The organism is Pseudomonas sp. S1(2024) (assembly GCF_046557535.1).
The window spans coordinates 26,217-45,034 of sequence record NZ_JBKGFP010000079.1 but is presented as its reverse complement, the minus strand read 5'-3'; the positions used below and the strand labels follow the sequence as shown (position 1 = coordinate 45,034).

Here is an 18,818-nt window from a genome sequence, read left to right as displayed (position 1 = left end):
TGTAGGAGCGGCCTTGTGTCGCGATAGGGCCGCAACGCGGCCCCGGCTATCTGTCAGGCCCGCACATAGCGCTGGCGCAACACATCACTCAACGCATCCACCAGCAACACCAGCACCAGCATCCCCATGATCACCGTGCTGGCCTGGGCCTCCTGGAACAGGCTCAAGGTGGTGTACAGCATCTGCCCCAACCCACCCGCACCGACAAACCCCAGAACGCTGGCCATGCGGATATTGTTCTCCCACCGATACAGGCTATAAGCCAGCAACTGCGGCCACAGATTGGGCAAGGTGCCAAAGCAGAATGCCGCCACCTGGCTACCGCCCTGCAAGCGGATGGCCGCCGCCGGCTCCGGCGGTGCGTTCTCCAGCGCCTCGGCAAACAGCCGCCCCAACACGCCAGCGGTGTGCAGCGCCAACGCCAGCGTACCGGCATTCGGCCCAAGCCCGGCAGCCAGCACCGTCAGCGCGGCCCACACCAGTTCCGGGATGGCCCGCAGGGCATTCAGCAACAACCGCGCACAGGCCTGCAGCGGCCAACCGAACCGGCCAGCGGCCGGCAGCGCCAACAGCATGCCCAGCAGCATGGCCAACAAGGTGCCCAGGCCGGACATGGCCAAGGTTTCCAGCGCCCCATGCGCTACCGCGCGCAGGTGCCCGGCAGACAGGTCCGGGTGCAGAAAACGCCCGGCATAATCGCCCATCTGCCCCAGCCCGCCGTTGCCGACCAGCGCTTGCAGGTCCAGCTCCAGGTATGCGAACGAGGCCATCACTGCAGCCACGATAGCGCCGAGCACCAGCCAGTTGATGACCCGGTTCATGCAAGCCTCCAGCGCAGGAAGCGGCTAAGCAGGTCGGCCAGCATCACCAGGACCAGGAACGTCAGCAGCATGCTTGCCACTTCCGCTCCAGCGAACATGCGCATCGACAGGTCGATCTGCTGCCCCAGCCCGCCAGCACCGACAAAGCCCATCACCACCGAGGCGCGTACCGCGCACTCCCAACGGTACACGGTGTAGGACACCACTTCGGACACCGCACTGGGCAGGATGCCGTAGAAAAACGCAGCCAGGCGGCCACTGCCCGCTTGCAGCAAGGCATGCGCCGGGCGCTGGTCGACCGACTCGAAGATCTCGGCATAGACCTTGCCGAGCATGCCACTGTAGGTGATGGCAATGGCCAGTACGCCCGCCGTAGGCCCCAGCCCCACGGCCCGCACGAACAGCAACGCCCAGACGATTTCCGGCACACTGCGCAGGAAAATCAGCAACCAGCGCACCGGCAGGCGCAGCAACCGCGACCATAACCCGGCGCGACCGCCACGGGAGGCTGCGCGCAGCGACAGGGCACGGCTGGCCAGCAACCCGGCAGGGACCGCCAGCAGCAACGCCAACGCCATGCCGGCCGTGGCCACGGCCAGGGTCTGCAGGGTGGCTTCATACAGCAGCGAAAGGAAATCGGTATCGTGTGCCGGTGGCCAGAAGGCACTGGTGAAACTTGCGATCTGCTGGCGGTTCTCTGCCTGCAGCAGCACCCCGGGGTTCAGTTCGCTCAACCGGATGCCAGGCCATAGCACCGCCACCGCCAGCAGGGTCAGCAGCAACCGCGGCAGCAGCGCCGGGTCGCGGGCATCAAGCTTCAGCATCGCGGAATCTGCACGGTCAGGGTCGGCCCCTGGCTTGGCGGTGAAGCCAGTTGTTCGTTGGCGTACAGCGCATCCAGCAACTGCTCGGTCACCGCTCGCGCCGGGCAGTCGAACGCCACCTGCCCTTCGCGGATACCAATCACCCGCGGGAAGTGCGCCAGCGCCAGGTCCACGGCATGCAGGCTCGCCACCAGGGTGACGCCATTGGCCTGTGCGTGGCGGTTGAGCAAGGCCAGACTGTGGTCAGCCAGCACCGGGTCCATGGCCGACACCGGCTCGTCGGTCAACAAGACCTGCGGCCGCTGGTACAGCGCCCGGGCAATGCCCACACGCTGCAACTGGCCACCGGACAATTGCCCGCACTGTACGAAGAGTTTGTCGGCCAATCCCAGCTCGGCCAGTGCCTGGCGCGCCCCCGGCACATCGCAGGGGTACAGCAGGTTGAACAGGCCACGCAGCATGCCCCACTGCCCCAGTCGGCCAGCCAGCACTGCCGTCACCACCCGCTGGCGCGGCGGCAAGGGCGGTGCCTGATGCACCAGGCCTACCCGCGCACGCAGGCGCTGGCGGGCTCTGGAGGACAACGCCCATGGCTGCTCGCCGAGCAGTTCCAGGCGCCCGCTGCTGGGCTGGACGGCGGTCGCCATCAGGTGCAGCAAGCTGGACTTGCCCGCCCCCGACGGGCCTATGATGGCGACGCGCTCGCCCTGGCCGATGCTCAGGCTCACGGCATCGAGCGCACGCACCTGGCCATGGCGCAGCCCGGCCTCGTGCAGATGGATCGCCACATTGGAAGCCACTGTCGATATCACTTGAGCAGGCCGGCCTCGCGCGCAGCCTGCTCGGTGCCCACGTAGTTCTCAGGTTTGGTCTCGATGAAGCGGCTGGCCGCCTGCAGGTCGAGGATCGCCTTGTGCTCCGGGTTGGCCGGGTCGAGGCCGAGGAAGGCTTTCTTGATCTTCTCTTTCAGCGCCGGGTCCATGTTGCCGCGCACGGTCCAGTTGTAGTCGAAGTAGGTCGGGGTGGTGGCGAACACCTTCACCTTGGCGGTATCGACCTTGCCGGCATCCACCAGCTTCTGCCAAACGCTGGCATTGAGCACGCCGCCATCGACCTTGCCGGCCTGCACCCAGGCCACGGTGGCATCGTGGGCGCCGGAGTAGGCAACGCGACCGAAGTAGTCTTCAGGCTTGATGTTGTCCTGCTTGAGCATGAAGTAACGCGGCATCAGGCTGCCCGAAGTGGAGGAAATGGAACCGAAGGCAAACGACTTGCCCTTGAGGTCGGCCAGGCTCTTCACATCAGGGTTGGCGGTGATGAATTTGGAAGTGAACTGCGCATCCTGTTCACGCTGCACCAGCGGCGTGGCGGCAGGGTCCTTCAAGTGCACCTGTACGAAGGTGAAGCCCCCCAGCCAGGCCAGGTCCAGGCGGTTGGAAGCCAGCGATTCGACTACCGCCGGGTAATCGGCCACCGGCACGAACTTCACCTCCATGCCCAATTGCTTGGCCAGGTACTCGCCCAACGGTTTGAACTTGCGCTGCAGTTCGGTCGGTGCTTCGTCAGGGATGGCGCTGACCCGCAGAGTGTCGGCGGCCTGGGCGACAACGGCACAGCAAGACAGCACGAGGCCGGCGGCGAGCGCCAGAGGGCGTTTGAGCATGGGGTGTTCTCCGGTTCAATAGCGGGGAAATGTCGGCCTATACGCCGACGACGGGAATTATAAGAGGCGCAGGCGCAAAGGCCAGCTTTGCTACAATCGCGCATCAAATTGACCTCCTGAGGTGAACATGAGCGAGCCGATTCGCCTGACCCAGTACAGCCATGGTGCCGGCTGTGGCTGCAAGATATCCCCCAAGGTGCTGGATGTGATCCTCGCAGAAAGCGGCACCCAGGCTCTGGACCCGAAACTGTGGGTAGGCAACGCCTCGCGCGACGACGCTGCCGTGTACGCGCTGGATGACGAGCGCGGCGTGGTCTCGACCACCGACTTCTTCATGCCGATCGTCGATGACCCGTACGACTTCGGCCGTATCGCCGCCACCAACGCCATCAGCGACATCTACGCCATGGGCGGCGACCCGCTGATGGCCATTGCCATTCTCGGCTGGCCGGTCAACGCGCTGCCACCGGAAGTGGCCCGCGAAGTGATCCGCGGCGGCCGTGCGGTATGCGCCGAAGCCGGTATCCCGCTGGCCGGCGGCCACTCCATCGACGCCCCCGAGCCGATCTTCGGCCTGGCCGTCACCGGCGTGGTCAGCAAGCGTCACCTCAAGCGCAACGACACCGCCAGCGCAGGCTGCCGCTTGTACCTGACCAAGCCACTGGGTATCGGCATCCTCACCACCGCCGAGAAAAAGGCCAAGCTGCGCCCCCAAGACCAGGGCCTTGCCCGCGACTGGATGTGCACCCTCAACACCCCCGGCAGCCGCTTCGGCAAGCTTGACGGGGTCAAGGCCATGACCGACGTCACCGGTTTCGGCCTGCTCGGCCACCTTGTGGAACTGGCCGAGGGCAGTGGCGTTACCGCGCACCTGGACTATGCTGCCGTCCCGCGCCTGCCCAGCGTCGACCACTACCTGGCCGAGGGCTGCATCCCCGGCGGTACCCTGCGCAACTTCGACAGCTACGGCCACAAGATCGGCGCCCTGAGCGACGACCAGAAGCATCTGCTGTGCGACCCCCAGACCAGTGGCGGCTTGCTGGTGGCGGTTACCCCGGAAGGTGAAGCCGAGTTCCTGGCGGTGGCCGCCGAACTGGGCCTGCAACTGGCGCCAATCGGCAAGCTGGTCGAGCGACAGAGCCACGCGGTCGAGGTGATCTGATGCGCCCCGACTGCACCGACTTCCGCCGGTTGTTCCTCGACAACGTGCCGATGATGGACATGCGTGCACCTGTCGAATTTGCCAAGGGTGCCTTCCCGGGTGCCGTCAACCTGCCGCTGATGAATGACCAGGAGCGGCAGAAGGTCGGCACCTGCTACAAGCAGAAGGGCCAGGATGAAGCCATCGCTCTGGGCCATAAGCTGGTCAGCGGTGAAATCAAGCAGGAACGTCTGGAGGCCTGGGCAAAGTTCACCAAGGATCACCCGGAAGGCTACCTGTACTGCTTCCGTGGCGGCCTGCGCTCCCATCTTGTGCAGAAAGTGCTGCGCGATGAGAAGGGCATCCACTACCCCCTCGTCAAGGGCGGCTACAAGGCCATGCGCCACTTCCTGCTGGAGACTACCCAACAGGCGGTCGCACAATGTGATTTCGTGCTCGTGGGCGGCCTGACCGGCACCGGCAAGACCGATGTGCTGCACCTGCTGGACAACGCGCTGGACCTGGAGGGCTACGCCAACCATCGCGGTTCCAGCTTTGGCAAGCGCGCCACTGCACAGCCAGCGCAGATCGACTTCGAGAACAGGCTGGCCATAGACGTGTTGAAAAAACGCGCCCGGGATATCGAGCAGTTCGTGCTGGAAGACGAAGGCCGAATCGTGGGCAGCTGCACCGTACCGCTGGAGTTGTACCAGGGCATGCAGCAATACCCGCTGGTGTGGCTGGAAGACAGTTTGGCCAACCGCGTGGAGCGTATCCTGCGCGACTACGTGATCGACCTGAGCGCCGAGTTCGTCACCCTGCATGGTGAAGAAGATGGCCGGCGGCTATTTGCCGAGACACTTCTGCAGAGCATGGGCAGGATTCACAAGCGCCTCGGAGGTGAGCGCCATCAGCGGCTGTCGGAAATCCTGCGCCAGGCGCTGGAGGAACAGCAGCGCAGCGGTTCGGTGGACTTGCACCGGCGCTTCATCAAAAGCTTGCTGAACGAGTATTACGACCCGATGTATGCCTACCAGCGTGCAGCGAAGGCAGAGCGTATCGAGTTTGCCGGGGATGCGGTGGAAGTGCGCGAGTACCTCAAGGCCCGGGCGCTGCGCGAACCGCGCAAGTAAAAACGGGGCCGCTTCGCGCCCCATCGCCGGCAAGCAGGCTCCAAAGGGGATTGAACTGCAGGAGGGGGAGGGAGTTCGAGGTGGGAGCTGGCTTGCCGGCGATAGGGCCAGTACAGACAACCTCACTGCCCAGGGCTGAGCACCCGCTCCAGCTCCGCCGCCCGGTCGCGGGTCATGTCCATCACACAGGACCCACCTTCCAGCTGTGCCATGGTCCCGCCACTGGCCTGCACATGGAACCCGCAATTGCCATCGCGGTAGGCAAGCCACTTGCGCTGCACATCACGCAGGCTCTTCTGCTGCCCGGCATCCAGCTTGCCCATCAATTGCTTGTACACCCGGTTCAAACGCTGGTCCTGCAACTGCGTCTCGGCCCGAATGCACTCGCTCATGGCAACGGTACTGGACGCCTTGTCCATGCACTGCCCGTATCCCGGCGTGTAGTCATCCGCCTGGGCCAGCGGCAGCACACAGGCCAATGCCAGGCCCGTCAGGTAATGCTTGGTCATAAACTCTCCTTGTGGGCATCACAGCGTCTGCGGCTGTTCCGGCGGCATCAGCACCTTGCCCGGCTCGAAGCGCAGCGACGGCATCTGCGTTGCCGCATAAAACATCACGCCAAGCGCCGCGATCAACACCACATCCAGCCAGCTCCAGCCCGGCATGTCGTCGGCGCTGCGTGCCCTCCAGCAATGCCAGGCCTGGCCCATGCAAAACACCACCATCGCCGCCAGCCACAGGTAGAAACCGGCACCAAAACCGGTCAGGTCATGGAACTCATAGCTCTGATTGTCCGGCAGGCGGTCAATTCCAAAGCTGCTGGCCGCCAGATACACAGCCACCAGCCCGACCAGCAATGCCAGCCGGCGAAAGCGTCGATGGGCAAGGACCGCCAGGGCCAGCAGCGGGTTGGCAAACCACTGGTACAACCCGAAGGGCATACCCCAAGGCCCGTACAACAGCATCTGCAGGGCCGGCATGTGGCGGTCACCACTCATCAGCGCGCCGTCGAAGAACAGTGCGAGCAGGTAAAGCAGCAGGCTGGCGCTCAGGTAGAAAACTGGCAAGAGATTTACTTCCTATGCAACCGGGGGCTCTAGCAGAAGGCCATAAATACCCGAATCGGACAACTCGCCGGCAACGCACCAACGCGCACGCAATGTGCCTTCCAGCACAAAGCCCTGGCGCTCCAGAGTGCGTGCCGAACCTTGGTTGCGCGGGTCGATCTCGCCTTCCAGGCGGCGCATGTGCAGGGTGTGGGCGAGGTAATCGATGAAGCAGGTCAGTGCTTCGTCCATGTAACCCCTGCCCTGCACCGCGCTGGCCAGGCAGTAGCCGATTTCACCACGGCGAGAGACATCGTCGATATTGAACAGCTGGACCATACCGATCAGTTCGCCGTTATCACGGCGGTACATGCCAAGCTTGAGCTGGTCACCATTGGCATAGGCTTCGCGGTCGGCGGCCAGGGCGCTTTCGGCTTCGGTCAGGTCTTGCCAAGGTGCATGGTGCCAATAGCGCATGACCTCAGGGTCGGCCATGATCGCCAGCCATTGCGCGGCATCGGCATGGCGCATGGGGCGCAATTGCAGACGCGGGCTGTCGAGGCAGAGGTCACTGGGGAAACTGCGGGGTGGGGTCACGCCGGATCTCCTGTCCATTGCTGAGGAGATGACAGTTTAACGTCAAGCGATCGGTTCAAGCATCCCGGGGCTGCTGCGCAGCCCTATCGCCGGCAAGCCAGGCTCCAAAGAATGAACCGTCTCCTGATAAAAATGCCAGTTGCACCCTATCAGCGGTCAAGCAATCTTTGACTTCACCACCACGAGAACGCGGCTTGCCTATCATGAAGGCTAGACTTTTCTACCAGATGAACCATCTGCAGCATGTTCTGCTTGACGGTCAGAGTTGCTGCATCTTGCGGATCAAAAATTCTGCCATTGCAGAATTACACAAGACTACGGCTACAACCATACAATTGCTCCTCGCAATCGACTCAATGAAATCGATTCTACAAACTCACGATGCAAGCATCAAACATGTTTTTAGTTACAGCCCCTACGGCTATCTTCCTCATTCCGGACAAGAGAAACCCATCCTTGCTTTTAACGGAGAAAAATTGGATAAATTGCTTTGGCGATATTTCCTTGGCATTGGCCACCGAACCTATAGCCCCAACATCGGGAGATTTTGCTCTCCCGATGCACTTAGCCCATTTTTGCACGGTGGGTTGAACAGTTACAGTTACTGCTCGGGAGATCCGATAAACTATCAAGATCCTTCCGCTCAATACCGGGTTCCTTTGAAAAGCATCGCCCCGCATCAACCGCCTCGTTACTCAGGCAACCCGACGCTGAACCAGTCTCGTAGACTCACTCACCGTGCCCAAATTCGCAATTTTAGAGCAGAACAAGCCAGAGCGCTTGCTACAGATGCCTATGAGGCTTCGTTAAGATTCGAAGAAAGTGGTGAACAGTTCCAGCTTAGAGCCGCAGCATCAACAAACCCACAAATTCAAAGGAGACTACTGGCCTCAGCGAGGCGTGAAACAAACCTGAGCGTGCATTACCTTGACGTAGCGAAACGTCATTTAATCCAGGAAAGAGAGGAGCTTCGTCATGTACACCTGCTGAATAATGAAAATCATGAGTTACTGAGTAGCCATGCAGAAAATATTCCGCCAGTATCTGCTCCCCCCCCACAACCTCAACCATTCCAAACGAATAACACTCCGCCTTTACAAGCTCGAATCCTCCAAATTCGTGAGCCCCGTATTTGATTCATAAGAAATGATCAAACCTATACCAGGAGATTGCCGTTATCACTGTCTTCCGGCCATGAAGCAGAGGGCCGCATCACGGCCCCCCCAACGGCTCAGGCGCCGCGGTTCAGGCCCACTTCCATATCATTGATCAGCGCCTTGGCCATGGCACTGAGAATCCGTGCCGCGCTGCCGGCGATCTTGTCGCCCTCCATCTCGGCCTCTTCGTTCAGGTGCTTGATGCAGCCGATCAGGACCGACAATTCATCGAATGCCAGATCGAGCGGTACACCCGGCTCTATCCGGTACAGCTCAAGGAATTTCTCCGCACCTACGGTGGTGCGGGATTTGAGGTGGTCGCTCATGCCTGGGCCTCCTGCGCCTTTATGTGGGCTAACAAGGCGTGCAACAGGGCAGTTTGCGTCGACATGTTTTCGAGAAGGGTGGAACGCAGGTCCGGGGCTTCTGCGTCGAGGTATTGGAGGATGGTGTTGGAGAGAATGTCCATGACCTGGGTAGCCTGGGACTTCGCGGCTTGGTAAGTAAGGTCTGTAACGGGTGGATCAGGTACAAGTTTTTTCATAGTCATCTCGGAAATATTTTCAGAGGCAACCACTCGCATCCTTCTCACAGATAAGGTGGCAGCCGTACGCGAGGTGAGAAGACCAGTGTCCGAGGCACCGGCCAGACCGAAGTCTGCACGCGCACGGCTGCCATAACTGGCAAGCCATCTCGAAACACCGGGCTTCTCACACCCGATCGCCAATTGTGACGACGCCGAAACGTTATCTCTGAGGTAGCTACTTGCCTATCAGACGGCATCCGACTTAGGCCGTAGGATAATTCCTAATCCCTGGCAACCTGAAGCATTTGGTTGCAGGTTCAGAATCTTCTTACAGCTGATGGCCCTTTCGCGGGTAAACCCGCTCCTACAGGGTACGGTGATACCTGTAGGAGCGGGTTTACCCGCGAAAGGGCCGGTACAGGCTAACGAAATACGATCAGGCCACCTCAGCCCCATCATCCGGCCAATGCGGTTCGTTGGCCCCGGGCGGGGTCAGTGGTGGCAGGCCATACGCCGCCCGCGCATCGTCGCAGCTGGGGTTATGCACCCCACCCTCCCACGACGCCTCGAACTCGCGGCAGGGGCTGGAACGGTTGGCGTAGATGGTGCAAGCCACTTCCTGGCCGATCTCGCCCTGCAGGCTGATGCAGCGGCAGGGTTTGGCATCGGTGCCGATCATGGCAACACGGGTGGGGTTGATCTGTACCACCAGGTCGTCCGGCACAAGGCCCCCGGCGGACTGGCATTCGCCCCAGAAAAAGGACACACGGAAGTACCCGCAGCAGGCGCCGCAGTCAAGGCAAGGGTTGTATTCGGACATGATGGCACGGAGGGAAGGTTGTTGTTATCGGGGCTGGCCCGCGGCGCCATTTTCAATCCAAGCCGGGGCGGCTGGATAGAGGGGAATGCAAAAAATATTTGCCGCTGATCCGGCAATTGAACACGGGCGACCAACGACTTCCCCGGCCGCCCGTTCAAGTCAGCGTAATGCCTTGTAGGTGGCGACATCCCAGCGCTGCAGGCCAAGGCCCTCAGTCGGCTCATAGCCATCACCACACACCTTGCTGAAGTGAATGCAGGTCTCGCCGCAATACACCAAGCGGTCGTCATCTTCGCCCTCGGTAAGTACGGTATACGACTCGCTACGCATGGCCTTGTAACGCCCTTCGGCAGCGGCCATGACCATGTGATATCGCATCAACTGCTCGTCGCTCAGGAACAGGCGCCTGTCCAGTTGCACACCCCAGCGGGTCAGGCAGACCTCGGCAAAATGACGTACGATCAATCCCGGCTCCGCCAGTACCTTGCCATCACTCGCACCGTCGATGGAGGCGTTGCCCACCAGCGTGGCGTGGCGGCCTGGTATCGGGTAGATGCATATCCGTGTACCCGGTTTGACCGAAGGGATCACACAGGCAAAGCCTTTGGATCGCTCGTCCCGCGAATAGAAACCCACATACTCGCAGACATTGCCCGCCAAGGTTACCCGCTGGCTTTGCAGGTTACCGATGCCCGGCACCGGGTCGATGGCGAAGATATTCACAGGTATGTCCCGCAATACAGGGTCCTGCGCCATGGCGTTGGCCAGCATGTGGCAACTGATCCCTCCCCTGCTCCAACCCACCAGGTTCACCTGGGTCGGCAAGCGCGGCTTGCGGAACAGGTTGATGATGCGCTCTTGCAGCTCCTGTGGCGTCGGGTGGCGTTCGCCGTAGTCATAGGTGCGCCAGAACCAGGAAGCTGTAGAGGTGGCATCCGGAATCGGAACACCGGCCTCCTTCAGCCGCTCGTATTCTTCCTCGCTCAGCTTGGTGCGCTGCCAACTGCTTTCGCCCTTGATCACCTTCAGCACATGGTTGACGTTCTCTTCCCAGCCGCTGCCGAACAACTGGCCGCTCCAGTTGAAATAACCACCGGGCTCGACGAACAGATTGTCATCCTGCAGGTTGCCGCTGCCGGGGCCGTCAACGGCAATCCAGTGAGCGAACTCGCGGCCCTGGTCATTGCTGGCCAGGGTCGAGACCAGCTCACCATTCCAGAAGTTGGGGTTGGCATCGTCGAAGCGGTGGGAGCCGGTGCCGCAGAAATAGGCGGTGAAGACACTCATCTTTCGGGTCTCTGATGTGAGAAATGAGTGCAGAAAAATAGTTATCTGGGTAGCTGTAGAGCAGTAGGAAAGCTGCTCCTACAGGTACGGCGCAGGCCGTGCGGCATGTGCCGTACCTGTAGACATGGGGGCTTACTTACGAGTCAGGCCATCAGCCCGGAACATCTGCCGGATCCCGCGAATCGCCTGGCGAATACGATCCTGGTTCTCGATCAGGGCAAAACGCACATGGTCATCACCATAATCACCAAAACCGATCCCCGGCGACACACAAACCTTGGCTTCGGCCAGCAGTTTCTTGGAAAACTCCAGCGAGCCCAGGTGCGCATACTCCGGCGGGATCTTCGCCCATACGTACATCGAAGCCTTGGGGTTCTCGACCATCCAGCCCAGCTCGTGCAGCCCTTTCACCAGCAGGTTGCGGCGCTGGCGGTACTGCTCGGCAATGTCTCGTACGCACTGCTGGTCGCCTTCCAGTGCTGCAATGGCAGCCACCTGCAGCGGGGTGAACGTGCCGTAGTCGTGGTAGCTCTTAATCCGCGCCAAGGCACTGACCAACTCGGGGTTGCCGACCATGAAGCCGATCCGCCAGCCGGCCATGTTGTAGCTCTTGGACAGGGTGAAGAACTCCACCGCGATGTCCTTGGCCCCCGGCACCTGCATGATCGACGGGGCCTTCCAGCCATCGTAGACGATGTCGGCATAGGCCAGGTCATGGACCACCAGCACGCCATACTGCTTGGCCAGGGCCACCACGCGCTCGAAGAAGTCCAGCTCCACGCACTGAGCGGTGGGGTTGGACGGGAAGCCGAGGATCATCATCTTCGGCTTGGGGATCGACTCGCGGATGGCCCGCTCAAGTTCGTTGAAAAAGTCCACGCCCGGCACCAGCGGTACCGAACGCACCTGGGCACCGGCGATCACCGCCCCGTAGATATGGATCGGGTAGCTGGGGTTGGGCACCAGCACCGTGTCGCCCTGGTCGAGGGTAGCCAGCATCAGGTGCGCCAGGCCTTCCTTCGAGCCGATGGTGACGATGGCTTCGCTTTCCGGGTCGATGTCGACCTCGTAGCGTTCCTTGTACCAGTTGGAGATGGCCCGACGCAGGCGCGGGATGCCGCGAGAGGTGGAGTAGCCGTGGGTATCTTCACGCTGGGCGACCTGCACCAGCTTCTCGACGATGTGCGGCGGGGTGGCGCCATCGGGGTTGCCCATGCTCAGGTCGATGATGTCCTCGCCACGGCGGCGGGCGGCCATCTTGAGCTCGGCAGTGATGTTGAAGACGTAAGGGGGCAGACGATCGATGCGCGCAAAGCGGCGCGGCGAACCTGGGTTGGCCATGGCTTCCTCTGAGTACGTAAGCGCCCGGAACCGTCCGAGCGACGCTGGCCGATATGGCGGCCTGGATCAGAAGATAATGCCGATACAGGATGTCTGTAAAGGACAATTTCCTGTTTTTATAGATCTTTTCAGATGTATTTTTTGAAAATAAGAAATTTATATTCTGCGGTGCCGGCCTCGTTCGCGGGCTTGCCCGCTCCCACAGGATTACTCACTTGTCCCGAGACCTGCGCCGTACCTGTGGGAGCGGGCGAGCCCGCGAACGAGGCCGGCACAGAAAAACGCCCATAAAAAAACCCGGCACAGTGGCCGGGCTTTTTCGTGAAACAGGCAGCAGTATCAGCGTGCGTATGTCATCAGCACGTCCGCAGCGGTCTGGCTGTCCACACCCATCATCACGCTCAGGGCAGTGACGGTGAGGATGGAGAAGCCGAACACCTTGCGCGCCCACTTGCTGTCGTCCTCGGCCTTGTAGCCAGCCCAGGCCATGTACAGCCAGTACAGGCCCATGGCTGCTGCCACGGCCAGATAGCCGAGGCCGGCGTAACCGCCGAGGGTAAGCATCAGGGTTGCGAGCACGAAAGCCAGCACGTACAGCACGATCTGCTTCTTCGCCGCGAGGATGCCACGTGCCACCGGCAGGACCGGAATGTTGGCAGCGCTGTAATCCTTGAAGCGGAAGATCGCGATTGCGAAGCTGTGCGGCATCTGCCACAGGCTGAACATCACCAGCAGGGTAAATGCAGCCAGGTCGAAGCTGTTGCTCACGGCGCAATAGCCGATCACCGGAGGCATGGCACCAGACAGGCTGCCGACCAAGGTGCCGTGCACCGATTTACGCTTCAGCCACAGGCTGTAGAAACCGACGTAGACGATGAAGCCGATCAGCGCACAGAACGCCGACAGCGGGTTGGCCTGGACATACAGCAGGCTGAAACCCGCCACCCCGAGCAGGGTGGCGTAGATCAGCGCGAGGGGCAGCGACATGCCGCCCTGGACCATGACGCGGTTCTTGGTGCGCTCCATCTTGTGGTCGATGTCACGGTCGATGCAGTTGTTGAACACGCATCCGGACGCAACCACCAGCGAAGTACCGATCACCACCGCCAGGAACAGGGCGAAATCCACATGGCCCTTCGAGGCAAGGAAGAAACCGCCTGCCACGGAAAGCACGTTACCGAAAATGATCCCCGGTTTGGTGATTTGGATAAAGTGCTTAACGGACATGCAGTCTTACCTCACTTGGCCAACATTTCGAAGTGGATGCTGAACATGATCCACAGCGACAGGCCGACAAGCAGAGCGATCACCAGGGTGGTGAACAGGAACGTCGAAACGTTGTTGCGTTGCTCTTTCGAGCGGTCCATGTGCAGGAAGTACACGAGGTGCACTACTACCTGGATCACGGCCATGGCAACAATGATCAGAACGGTCAGGTTCTTCGGCAGGCTTGGCGACATGGCCAGGCCGAACGGGATCGCAGTCAGGATGATCGACAGGATGAAGCCGATCATGTACGACTTGACGCTGCCGTGGTTACCTTCGTGATGAGTGTCGTGTGCGTTAGCCATTACAGAACTCCCAGCAGGTAGACGACGGTGAATACGCAGATCCAGACCACGTCCAGGAAGTGCCAGAACAGGCTCAGGCAGCTCATGCGGGTCTTGGCGGTCGGCGTGATGCCGTGCTTGTTGATCTGGTACATCATGATTGCCATCCAGATCAGGCCGGCGGTCACGTGCAGACCGTGGGTACCTACCAGGGCGAAGAAGCCCGACAGGAAACCACTGCGGTTCGGGCCGTAGCCCTCGGCGATCAGGTGATGGAATTCGTAGATTTCCATCGCGATGAAGCCTGCACCGAACAGGAAGGTCACAGCCAACCAGCCCAGTACGCCAGCTTTCTTGCCGTCGAACATCTTCAGCATGGCGAAGCCGAAGGTGATCGAGGACAGCAGCAGGAACAGCGTTTCAACAGCTACGAAATCGAGCTGGAAGATGTCATGACCCGACGGGCCGCCGGCAAAACTGCCGGACAGCACCGCGTAGGTGGCGAAGAGCGACGCAAACAGGATGCAGTCGGTCATCAGGTACAGCCAGAAACCGAGTACGGTCATCTGGCCCGAGTCGTGGTGGTGGTCGTCATGCCCATGGTCGTGACCATGAGCAGCACCGTGCATTACTTGACTGGACATTGATTACACCCGCTCAAACGATTCGACACGTGCGCCGGCAGGCAGAGCACCTGCTTTGGCCAGCGCTTTCATGCGCTCGCCTTCGATGCGCGCCACTTCTTCGGCCGGAACCATGTAGCCCTGGTCGTCACGCGCAGCGTGGCGAACGAAGACAGCGATGGTTGCAACCAGGCTCGCGCCAACCAGCCACCAGATGTGCCAGATGAAGGCGAAGCCGAAGACGGTCAGGAACAGGCCCATGAACAAACCGGTGGAGGTGTTGCTCGGCATGTGGATCGCTTCGTACTTGGCCGCAGGCTTGTAGGCAACACCGGCTTCCTTGGCTTCGTGCCAGGCGTCCAGGCCAACCTTCTCAGGCATGTGGGCGAAGTTGTAGAACGGAGGTGGCGACGAAGTCGACCATTCCAGGGTACGACCGCCCCATGGGTCGCCGGTCACGTCCAGGTTCTGGTTGCGGTCGCGAACCGATACGTACAGCTGGATCAGCTGGCAGGCGATACCGAACAGGATCAGCACGGCGCCGACAACGGCTACGTACAGGTAGGGTTCCCACAGTGGGTTGTCGGAGTGGTTCAGACGACGAGTCATGCCCATGAAGCCCAGGGCATACAGCGGCATGAACGCTACGTAGAAGCCCGAGATCCAGAACCAGAAGGCAGCCTTGCCCCACTTCTCGTTCAGGGTGAAACCAAAGGCTTTCGGGAACCAGTAGGCGAAGCCGGCGATGTAGCCGAATACCGCACCACCGATGATCACGTTGTGGAAGTGAGCAATTACGAACAGGCTGTTGTGCAGCACGAAGTCAGCACCTGGAACAGCCAGCAGAACACCAGTCATGCCACCGATGGAGAAGGTGATCATGAAGCCCAGGGTCCACATGATCGGCGCGGTGAAGCGCAGACGGCCCTGGTAGATGGTGAACAGCCAGTTGAACAGCTTCACACCGGTCGGAATGGAGATCAGCATCGTCGCCAGGCCGAAGAAGGTGTTGACGCTGGCGCCGGCACCCATGGTGAAGAAGTGGTGCAGCCATACAGCGAAGCCCAGCACGGCGATGGCGCCCGATGCGTAGATCATCGAGTGGTGGCCGAACAGACGCTTGCCTGCGAAGGTGGAGGTAACTTCCGAGAACACACCGAAGGCCGGCAGGATCAGGATGTAAACCTCAGGGTGACCCCATGCCCAGAACAGGTTGACGTACATCATCGGGTTCCCACCAAGCTCGTTGGTGAAGATGTGGAAGTCCAGATAACGGTCAACAGTCAGCAGAGCGAGTGCAGCGGTCAGGATCGGGAAGGAAGCCACGATCAGCACGTTGGCCCAGGTGCAGGTCCAGGTGAAGATCGGCATGTCCATCAGTTTCATGCCAGGTGCGCGCATCTTCATCACGGTGACGAGGAAGTTCACGCCGGTAAGCGTCGTACCCAGGCCTGAGAGCTGTAGCGCCCAGATGTAGTAGTCGACACCCACCCCAGGGCTGTACTGAATGCCCGCGAGCGGCGGATAGGCAACCCAGCCGGTCTTGGCGAATTCACCAACGCCCAGCGAGATGTTGACCAGCAGCACGCCTGCCAGCAGCAGGTAGAAGCTCAGGGAGTTCAGGAACGGGAAGGCAACGTCACGTGCACCGATCTGCAGAGGAACCGCCAGGTTCATCAGGCCGGTGAAGAACGGCATCGCCATGAAGATGATCATGATCACACCGTGAGCGGTGAAGATCTGGTCATAGTGTTCAGGCGGCAGGTAGCCTTCGGAGCCACCGGTAGCGGCAGCCAGCTGGGTACGCATCATGATGGCGTCGGCAAAGCCGCGCAGCAGCATGACCATCGCGACGATGATGTACATCACCCCGATTTTCTTGTGGTCGACAGTCGTCAACCACTCGCTCCACAAGTAGGTCCACTTGCGGAAGTAGGTGATAGCACCGACGACAGCGATACCACCGAGCGCGATCATGGCAAGCGTCACCATGACTATCGGCTCGTGATAGGGTATCGCCTCCAGGCTTAGTTTACCGAACATCTCTTACTCCTCTGCACCGGCAGCTGGTTGCATACTCGATTCCACACCCTTGGTAGTGGCCAGATCTTTGCTGCCTGCTTCTTCGTGGCTCGGACGACCGCGGTTCATGCCTTCGTACTTGTCGACGATCAGCTGGAACTGGTCAGGCGAAGCCTCGCTATACAGCGCGACTGGGTTGTTTTCGCTTGGTTTGGCCAAGGCGTCGTATTCGGCCTTGTCCAGCTTCTTCGGCGACTGCTTGACCTCGGCGACCCACTTGTCGAAGTCTTCCTGAGAGGTGGCAGTAGCCTTGAATTTCATGCCGGTGAAGCCAGCACCGCTGTAGTTGGCGCTGATACCGTCGAACTCGCCGTTTTCGTTGGCGATCAGGTGCAGCTTGGTGGTCATGCCGGCCATGGCGTAGATCTGGCCGCCCAGGCCCGGGATGAAGAACGAGTTCATCACGGCGTCGGAAGTGACGCGGAAGTTGACCGGAGTGTTAGCCGGGAAGACGATCTTGTTGACCGTGGCAATGCCCTGCTCCGGGTAGATGAACAGCCATTTCCAGTCCAGTGCGACCACGTCGATCTGCACCGGCTTCACATCGGAATCCAGCGGACGGTACGGGTCCAGCTTGTGGGTGGAGTGGTAGGTGAAGTAGCCCAGGGCGATGATGATCAGGATCGGGATGATCCACACCGCGGCTTCGATCTTGGTCGAGTGCGACCAGTCGGGGGTGTAGGTGGCAGCCTTGTTGGAAGCACGGTACTTCCAGGCGAAAACCACGGTCATGATAATGACAGGAATCACCACCAGCAGCATCAGACCGGTAGCGATCAGGATCAGGTTCTTTTGCTCAATGCCGACCTGACCTTTCGGGTCGAGCAGGGTCCAGTTGCACCCACTGAGTAAAAGCATGCCTAAAAAGGGCAATATGCCAAACAGTCTGGGGTAACGCTTTTTACTCATCTCACGACCTCTAGATCAGCTTGCTTCAATGCAATTTGTGTTTTGGTAGCCAGCACTTCGTCCTGCCAAGTGAGGCATTTCGCGCCCGTACTCGCTCCTGCCCGGGGTCCGACTGCAGGACCTTGGCGTCAAGCGGGTTAGCGGTGCTTATGGTTTCGTAGGCAACAGGCCTGTACTTCAGACCAAGTCCATTTGGTGCGGGAAAACGCGGAGGGGGATCCGCCCGGTATCGCCGTTGGGCGAAACTTGACGAAGTCAGCAAAAAGGAGCGCTGAGGCTTCCTTCAATCCTGCGACTCGCAAGCAGTGCCGAACGGAAATTGGGGGCGATTGTAGATAGGTCGCCAACCCTTGACTATGACTTATTGAGCAACAGTCCTTTACAGAATCTGCAACAATACCGCTCAAAAATTCAACTTCGCGACAGTTTGTCGCACCCCGCTTGATAGGCCCCAAAGCCGCATTCTGCAAGGCCTCCGGGTTGATCTGGATCAAGCGGTGAGCGAATTTTCCCTCTTCTCATGCGGCGTAAAAGACCACATGCCATTCGGTACTTTTGTCTAAGCCTGGCGTCGGTTGCGATAGATCCCGAGCGGAACCAGTACAGCCGTAAGGACGAACGCCACCAGTGCCCATTGCGCCAGCGACAGACCGAGGATCGGCGGGTACGGCGTGCTGCAGAAGCCATCGACCTGGAACACCAGCGGCCAGAGCTTGGCCAGCGGCAGGTCGTCCACGATCGGCTGCAAGGTGTCGATGCCGCAACTGACCATGGGGTTGGCGAGTATATACACATGGTTGCCGGCCGCAACGATTCCGCCGATGGCGCTGAGCACCACCAGTGCCTCGAAGAAGGTGAGGCTACGGCGCCCGGGCATGGCCGCAGCAATGAAGGCGAACACGGCGATGAACAACAGCGCATAACGTTGCAGGATGCACAGCGGGCATGGTGCCTCGCCCAGGACTATCTGCATGTAGAGGGCGCCACCAATCAGCGAAATGCAGATCAGGCCCAACAGTACCAGAAAGCGCCGTTCCCGATTCAGGCGCGATGTTTGTTCGTTCATTGCCGGTTCCTTCGATGGATAGTGGCAGCGTGATCTGCCTGCCTGGCGCAATTCTACACGCTGGGCAGGGCCTTTGACGTGCCGAGGAAGCGGCGTGATAACGCTGCGCGGGGCTATCCGGTGTGGCTGAGACCGGCCGCAACGACGTCGGTTCAACGCCGGGCGGCAAAAAAGCGGCTGACCGGGTGCCGCGCAGGAGCAAGCCCCTCGACACCCGGGAGTGAAGGATACC

At 60.5% G+C, this 18,818-nt stretch carries 21 protein-coding genes; 3 read left to right on the top strand and 18 right to left on the bottom strand.

Annotated elements, in window-relative coordinates:
• Positions 1 to 53: 53 nt before the first annotated feature.
• Genes phnE through ACLCGK_RS21815 form a run of 4 tightly spaced genes read right to left on the bottom strand, consistent with a single transcriptional unit; the run spans position 54 to position 3,308 of the window.
• A complete protein-coding gene (gene phnE, locus ACLCGK_RS21830; RefSeq protein WP_410952897.1) occupies positions 54 to 821 on the bottom strand; it encodes a phosphonate ABC transporter, permease protein PhnE in 768 nt (255 codons plus the stop codon).
• Positions 818 to 1,645 carry a PhnE/PtxC family ABC transporter permease gene (locus ACLCGK_RS21825; protein WP_410952896.1) on the bottom strand — a complete coding sequence of 276 codons (828 nt, stop codon included), beginning with the start codon at positions 1,643 to 1,645 and terminating at the stop codon, positions 818 to 820. Before ACLCGK_RS21825 ends, phnE begins: the two co-directional genes overlap by 4 nt.
• Positions 1,639 to 2,433, bottom strand: a complete 795-nt coding sequence (locus ACLCGK_RS21820) for a phosphonate ABC transporter ATP-binding protein (protein WP_410952906.1) — start codon at positions 2,431 to 2,433, stop codon at positions 1,639 to 1,641. The genes ACLCGK_RS21825 and ACLCGK_RS21820 overlap by 7 nt, the downstream gene beginning before the upstream one ends.
• Before the next feature lie 20 nt (positions 2,434 to 2,453).
• A complete protein-coding gene (locus tag ACLCGK_RS21815) occupies positions 2,454 to 3,308 on the bottom strand; it encodes a putative selenate ABC transporter substrate-binding protein (protein ID WP_025337756.1) in 855 nt (284 codons plus the stop codon).
• Between the two features lie 127 nt (positions 3,309 to 3,435).
• On the opposite strand from ACLCGK_RS21815, the gene selD reads away from it, so the two are divergent.
• Positions 3,436 to 4,470 carry a selenide, water dikinase SelD gene (gene selD / locus ACLCGK_RS21810; protein WP_410952895.1) on the top strand — a complete coding sequence of 345 codons (1,035 nt, stop codon included), beginning with the start codon at positions 3,436 to 3,438 and terminating at the stop codon, positions 4,468 to 4,470.
• Positions 4,470 to 5,582 (top strand): tRNA 2-selenouridine(34) synthase MnmH, encoded by a 1,113-nt coding sequence (mnmH, locus tag ACLCGK_RS21805; protein WP_410952894.1) that lies wholly within the window; start codon positions 4,470 to 4,472, stop codon positions 5,580 to 5,582. Before selD ends, mnmH begins: the two co-directional genes overlap by 1 nt.
• Before the next feature lie 122 nt (positions 5,583 to 5,704).
• Here the strand turns inward: mnmH and ACLCGK_RS21800 are convergent, their stop codons facing one another.
• From ACLCGK_RS21800 to ACLCGK_RS21790, 3 genes are read right to left on the bottom strand one after another with little or no spacing between them, the layout of a single operon-like run.
• Positions 5,705 to 6,091, bottom strand: coding sequence for a lysozyme inhibitor LprI family protein (locus ACLCGK_RS21800; RefSeq protein ID WP_023661248.1), 387 nt, complete (start codon positions 6,089 to 6,091; stop codon positions 5,705 to 5,707).
• An 18-nt stretch (positions 6,092 to 6,109) separates the two neighbouring features.
• Entirely contained in the window at positions 6,110 to 6,649 is a 540-nt protein-coding gene (locus ACLCGK_RS21795; RefSeq protein WP_371034838.1) for a hypothetical protein, read from the bottom strand.
• A gap of 12 nt (positions 6,650 to 6,661) precedes the next feature.
• Positions 6,662 to 7,225, bottom strand: a complete 564-nt coding sequence (locus ACLCGK_RS21790; RefSeq protein WP_410952893.1) for a GNAT family N-acetyltransferase — start codon at positions 7,223 to 7,225, stop codon at positions 6,662 to 6,664.
• A 203-nt stretch (positions 7,226 to 7,428) separates the two neighbouring features.
• Here ACLCGK_RS21790 and ACLCGK_RS21785 point away from each other — a divergent pair, with 203 nt between their 5' ends.
• Positions 7,429 to 8,361, top strand: coding sequence for an RHS repeat-associated core domain-containing protein (locus tag ACLCGK_RS21785; RefSeq protein WP_410952905.1), 933 nt, complete (start codon positions 7,429 to 7,431; stop codon positions 8,359 to 8,361).
• A gap of 95 nt (positions 8,362 to 8,456) precedes the next feature.
• On the opposite strand, the gene ACLCGK_RS21780 is transcribed toward ACLCGK_RS21785, so the two are convergent.
• The 11 genes from ACLCGK_RS21780 to ACLCGK_RS21730 form a co-directional block, all read right to left on the bottom strand.
• The gene (locus ACLCGK_RS21780) at positions 8,457 to 8,708 is read right to left on the bottom strand and encodes a DUF3077 domain-containing protein (RefSeq protein WP_410952892.1); all 252 of its coding nucleotides are present in this window, start codon (positions 8,706 to 8,708) and stop codon (positions 8,457 to 8,459) included.
• Positions 8,705 to 8,959 carry a hypothetical protein gene (locus tag ACLCGK_RS21775; RefSeq protein ID WP_013970985.1) on the bottom strand — a complete coding sequence of 85 codons (255 nt, stop codon included), beginning with the start codon at positions 8,957 to 8,959 and terminating at the stop codon, positions 8,705 to 8,707. Before ACLCGK_RS21775 ends, ACLCGK_RS21780 begins: the two co-directional genes overlap by 4 nt.
• A 385-nt stretch (positions 8,960 to 9,344) precedes the next feature.
• Entirely contained in the window at positions 9,345 to 9,728 is a 384-nt protein-coding gene (locus tag ACLCGK_RS21770; RefSeq protein ID WP_003259127.1) for a YkgJ family cysteine cluster protein, read from the bottom strand.
• 159 nt (positions 9,729 to 9,887) lie between these two features.
• Complete coding sequence (locus ACLCGK_RS21765; RefSeq protein WP_410952891.1) at positions 9,888 to 11,015, bottom strand: hypothetical protein; 1,128 nt, start codon at positions 11,013 to 11,015, stop codon at positions 9,888 to 9,890.
• Between the two features lie 132 nt (positions 11,016 to 11,147).
• Positions 11,148 to 12,356 carry an alanine transaminase gene (gene alaC, locus ACLCGK_RS21760; RefSeq protein WP_013970982.1) on the bottom strand — a complete coding sequence of 403 codons (1,209 nt, stop codon included), beginning with the start codon at positions 12,354 to 12,356 and terminating at the stop codon, positions 11,148 to 11,150.
• 339 nt (positions 12,357 to 12,695) lie between these two features.
• Complete coding sequence (cyoE, locus tag ACLCGK_RS21755) at positions 12,696 to 13,583, bottom strand: heme o synthase (RefSeq protein ID WP_013970981.1); 888 nt, start codon at positions 13,581 to 13,583, stop codon at positions 12,696 to 12,698.
• 11 nt (positions 13,584 to 13,594) lie between these two features.
• Positions 13,595 to 13,927, bottom strand: a complete 333-nt coding sequence (cyoD, locus tag ACLCGK_RS21750) for a cytochrome o ubiquinol oxidase subunit IV (RefSeq protein ID WP_003259128.1) — start codon at positions 13,925 to 13,927, stop codon at positions 13,595 to 13,597.
• Positions 13,927 to 14,550: a cytochrome o ubiquinol oxidase subunit III gene (gene cyoC / locus ACLCGK_RS21745; RefSeq protein WP_023661242.1), complete on the bottom strand. Its 624-nt coding sequence runs from the start codon at positions 14,548 to 14,550 to the stop codon at positions 13,927 to 13,929. Before cyoC ends, cyoD begins: the two co-directional genes overlap by 1 nt.
• 3 nt (positions 14,551 to 14,553) lie before the next feature.
• A complete protein-coding gene (cyoB, locus tag ACLCGK_RS21740) occupies positions 14,554 to 16,572 on the bottom strand; it encodes a cytochrome o ubiquinol oxidase subunit I (protein WP_013970980.1) in 2,019 nt (672 codons plus the stop codon).
• Between the two features lie 3 nt (positions 16,573 to 16,575).
• Positions 16,576 to 17,520 (bottom strand): ubiquinol oxidase subunit II, encoded by a 945-nt coding sequence (gene cyoA / locus ACLCGK_RS21735; protein WP_015268993.1) that lies wholly within the window; start codon positions 17,518 to 17,520, stop codon positions 16,576 to 16,578.
• Between the two features lie 559 nt (positions 17,521 to 18,079).
• Positions 18,080 to 18,586 carry a disulfide bond formation protein B gene (locus ACLCGK_RS21730; protein ID WP_039613829.1) on the bottom strand — a complete coding sequence of 169 codons (507 nt, stop codon included), beginning with the start codon at positions 18,584 to 18,586 and terminating at the stop codon, positions 18,080 to 18,082.
• Positions 18,587 to 18,818: the final 232 nt, after the last annotated feature.

What these genes read in the sequence shown, in the direction of transcription:
- phnE (WP_410952897.1), bottom strand. Translation starts at nt 821, where the DNA reads ATGAACCGGGTCATCAACTGGCTGGTGCTCGGCGCTATCGTGGCTGCA.
- ACLCGK_RS21825 (WP_410952896.1), bottom strand. Translation starts at nt 1,645, where the DNA reads ATGCTGAAGCTTGATGCCCGCGACCCGGCGCTGCTGCCGCGGTTGCTG.
- ACLCGK_RS21815 (WP_025337756.1), bottom strand. Translation starts at nt 3,308, where the DNA reads ATGCTCAAACGCCCTCTGGCGCTCGCCGCCGGCCTCGTGCTGTCTTGC.
- selD (WP_410952895.1), top strand. Translation starts at nt 3,436, where the DNA reads ATGAGCGAGCCGATTCGCCTGACCCAGTACAGCCATGGTGCCGGCTGT.
- mnmH (WP_410952894.1), top strand. Translation starts at nt 4,470, where the DNA reads ATGCGCCCCGACTGCACCGACTTCCGCCGGTTGTTCCTCGACAACGTG.
- ACLCGK_RS21800 (WP_023661248.1), bottom strand. Translation starts at nt 6,091, where the DNA reads ATGACCAAGCATTACCTGACGGGCCTGGCATTGGCCTGTGTGCTGCCG.
- ACLCGK_RS21785 (WP_410952905.1), top strand. Translation starts at nt 7,429, where the DNA reads ATGAAGGCTAGACTTTTCTACCAGATGAACCATCTGCAGCATGTTCTG.
- ACLCGK_RS21780 (WP_410952892.1), bottom strand. Translation starts at nt 8,708, where the DNA reads ATGAGCGACCACCTCAAATCCCGCACCACCGTAGGTGCGGAGAAATTC.
- ACLCGK_RS21770 (WP_003259127.1), bottom strand. Translation starts at nt 9,728, where the DNA reads ATGTCCGAATACAACCCTTGCCTTGACTGCGGCGCCTGCTGCGGGTAC.
- ACLCGK_RS21765 (WP_410952891.1), bottom strand. Translation starts at nt 11,015, where the DNA reads ATGAGTGTCTTCACCGCCTATTTCTGCGGCACCGGCTCCCACCGCTTC.
- alaC (WP_013970982.1), bottom strand. Translation starts at nt 12,356, where the DNA reads ATGGCCAACCCAGGTTCGCCGCGCCGCTTTGCGCGCATCGATCGTCTG.
- cyoE (WP_013970981.1), bottom strand. Translation starts at nt 13,583, where the DNA reads ATGTCCGTTAAGCACTTTATCCAAATCACCAAACCGGGGATCATTTTC.
- cyoD (WP_003259128.1), bottom strand. Translation starts at nt 13,927, where the DNA reads ATGGCTAACGCACACGACACTCATCACGAAGGTAACCACGGCAGCGTC.
- cyoC (WP_023661242.1), bottom strand. Translation starts at nt 14,550, where the DNA reads ATGTCCAGTCAAGTAATGCACGGTGCTGCTCATGGTCACGACCATGGG.
- cyoB (WP_013970980.1), bottom strand. Translation starts at nt 16,572, where the DNA reads ATGTTCGGTAAACTAAGCCTGGAGGCGATACCCTATCACGAGCCGATA.
- cyoA (WP_015268993.1), bottom strand. Translation starts at nt 17,520, where the DNA reads ATGAGTAAAAAGCGTTACCCCAGACTGTTTGGCATATTGCCCTTTTTA.
- ACLCGK_RS21730 (WP_039613829.1), bottom strand. Translation starts at nt 18,586, where the DNA reads ATGAACGAACAAACATCGCGCCTGAATCGGGAACGGCGCTTTCTGGTA.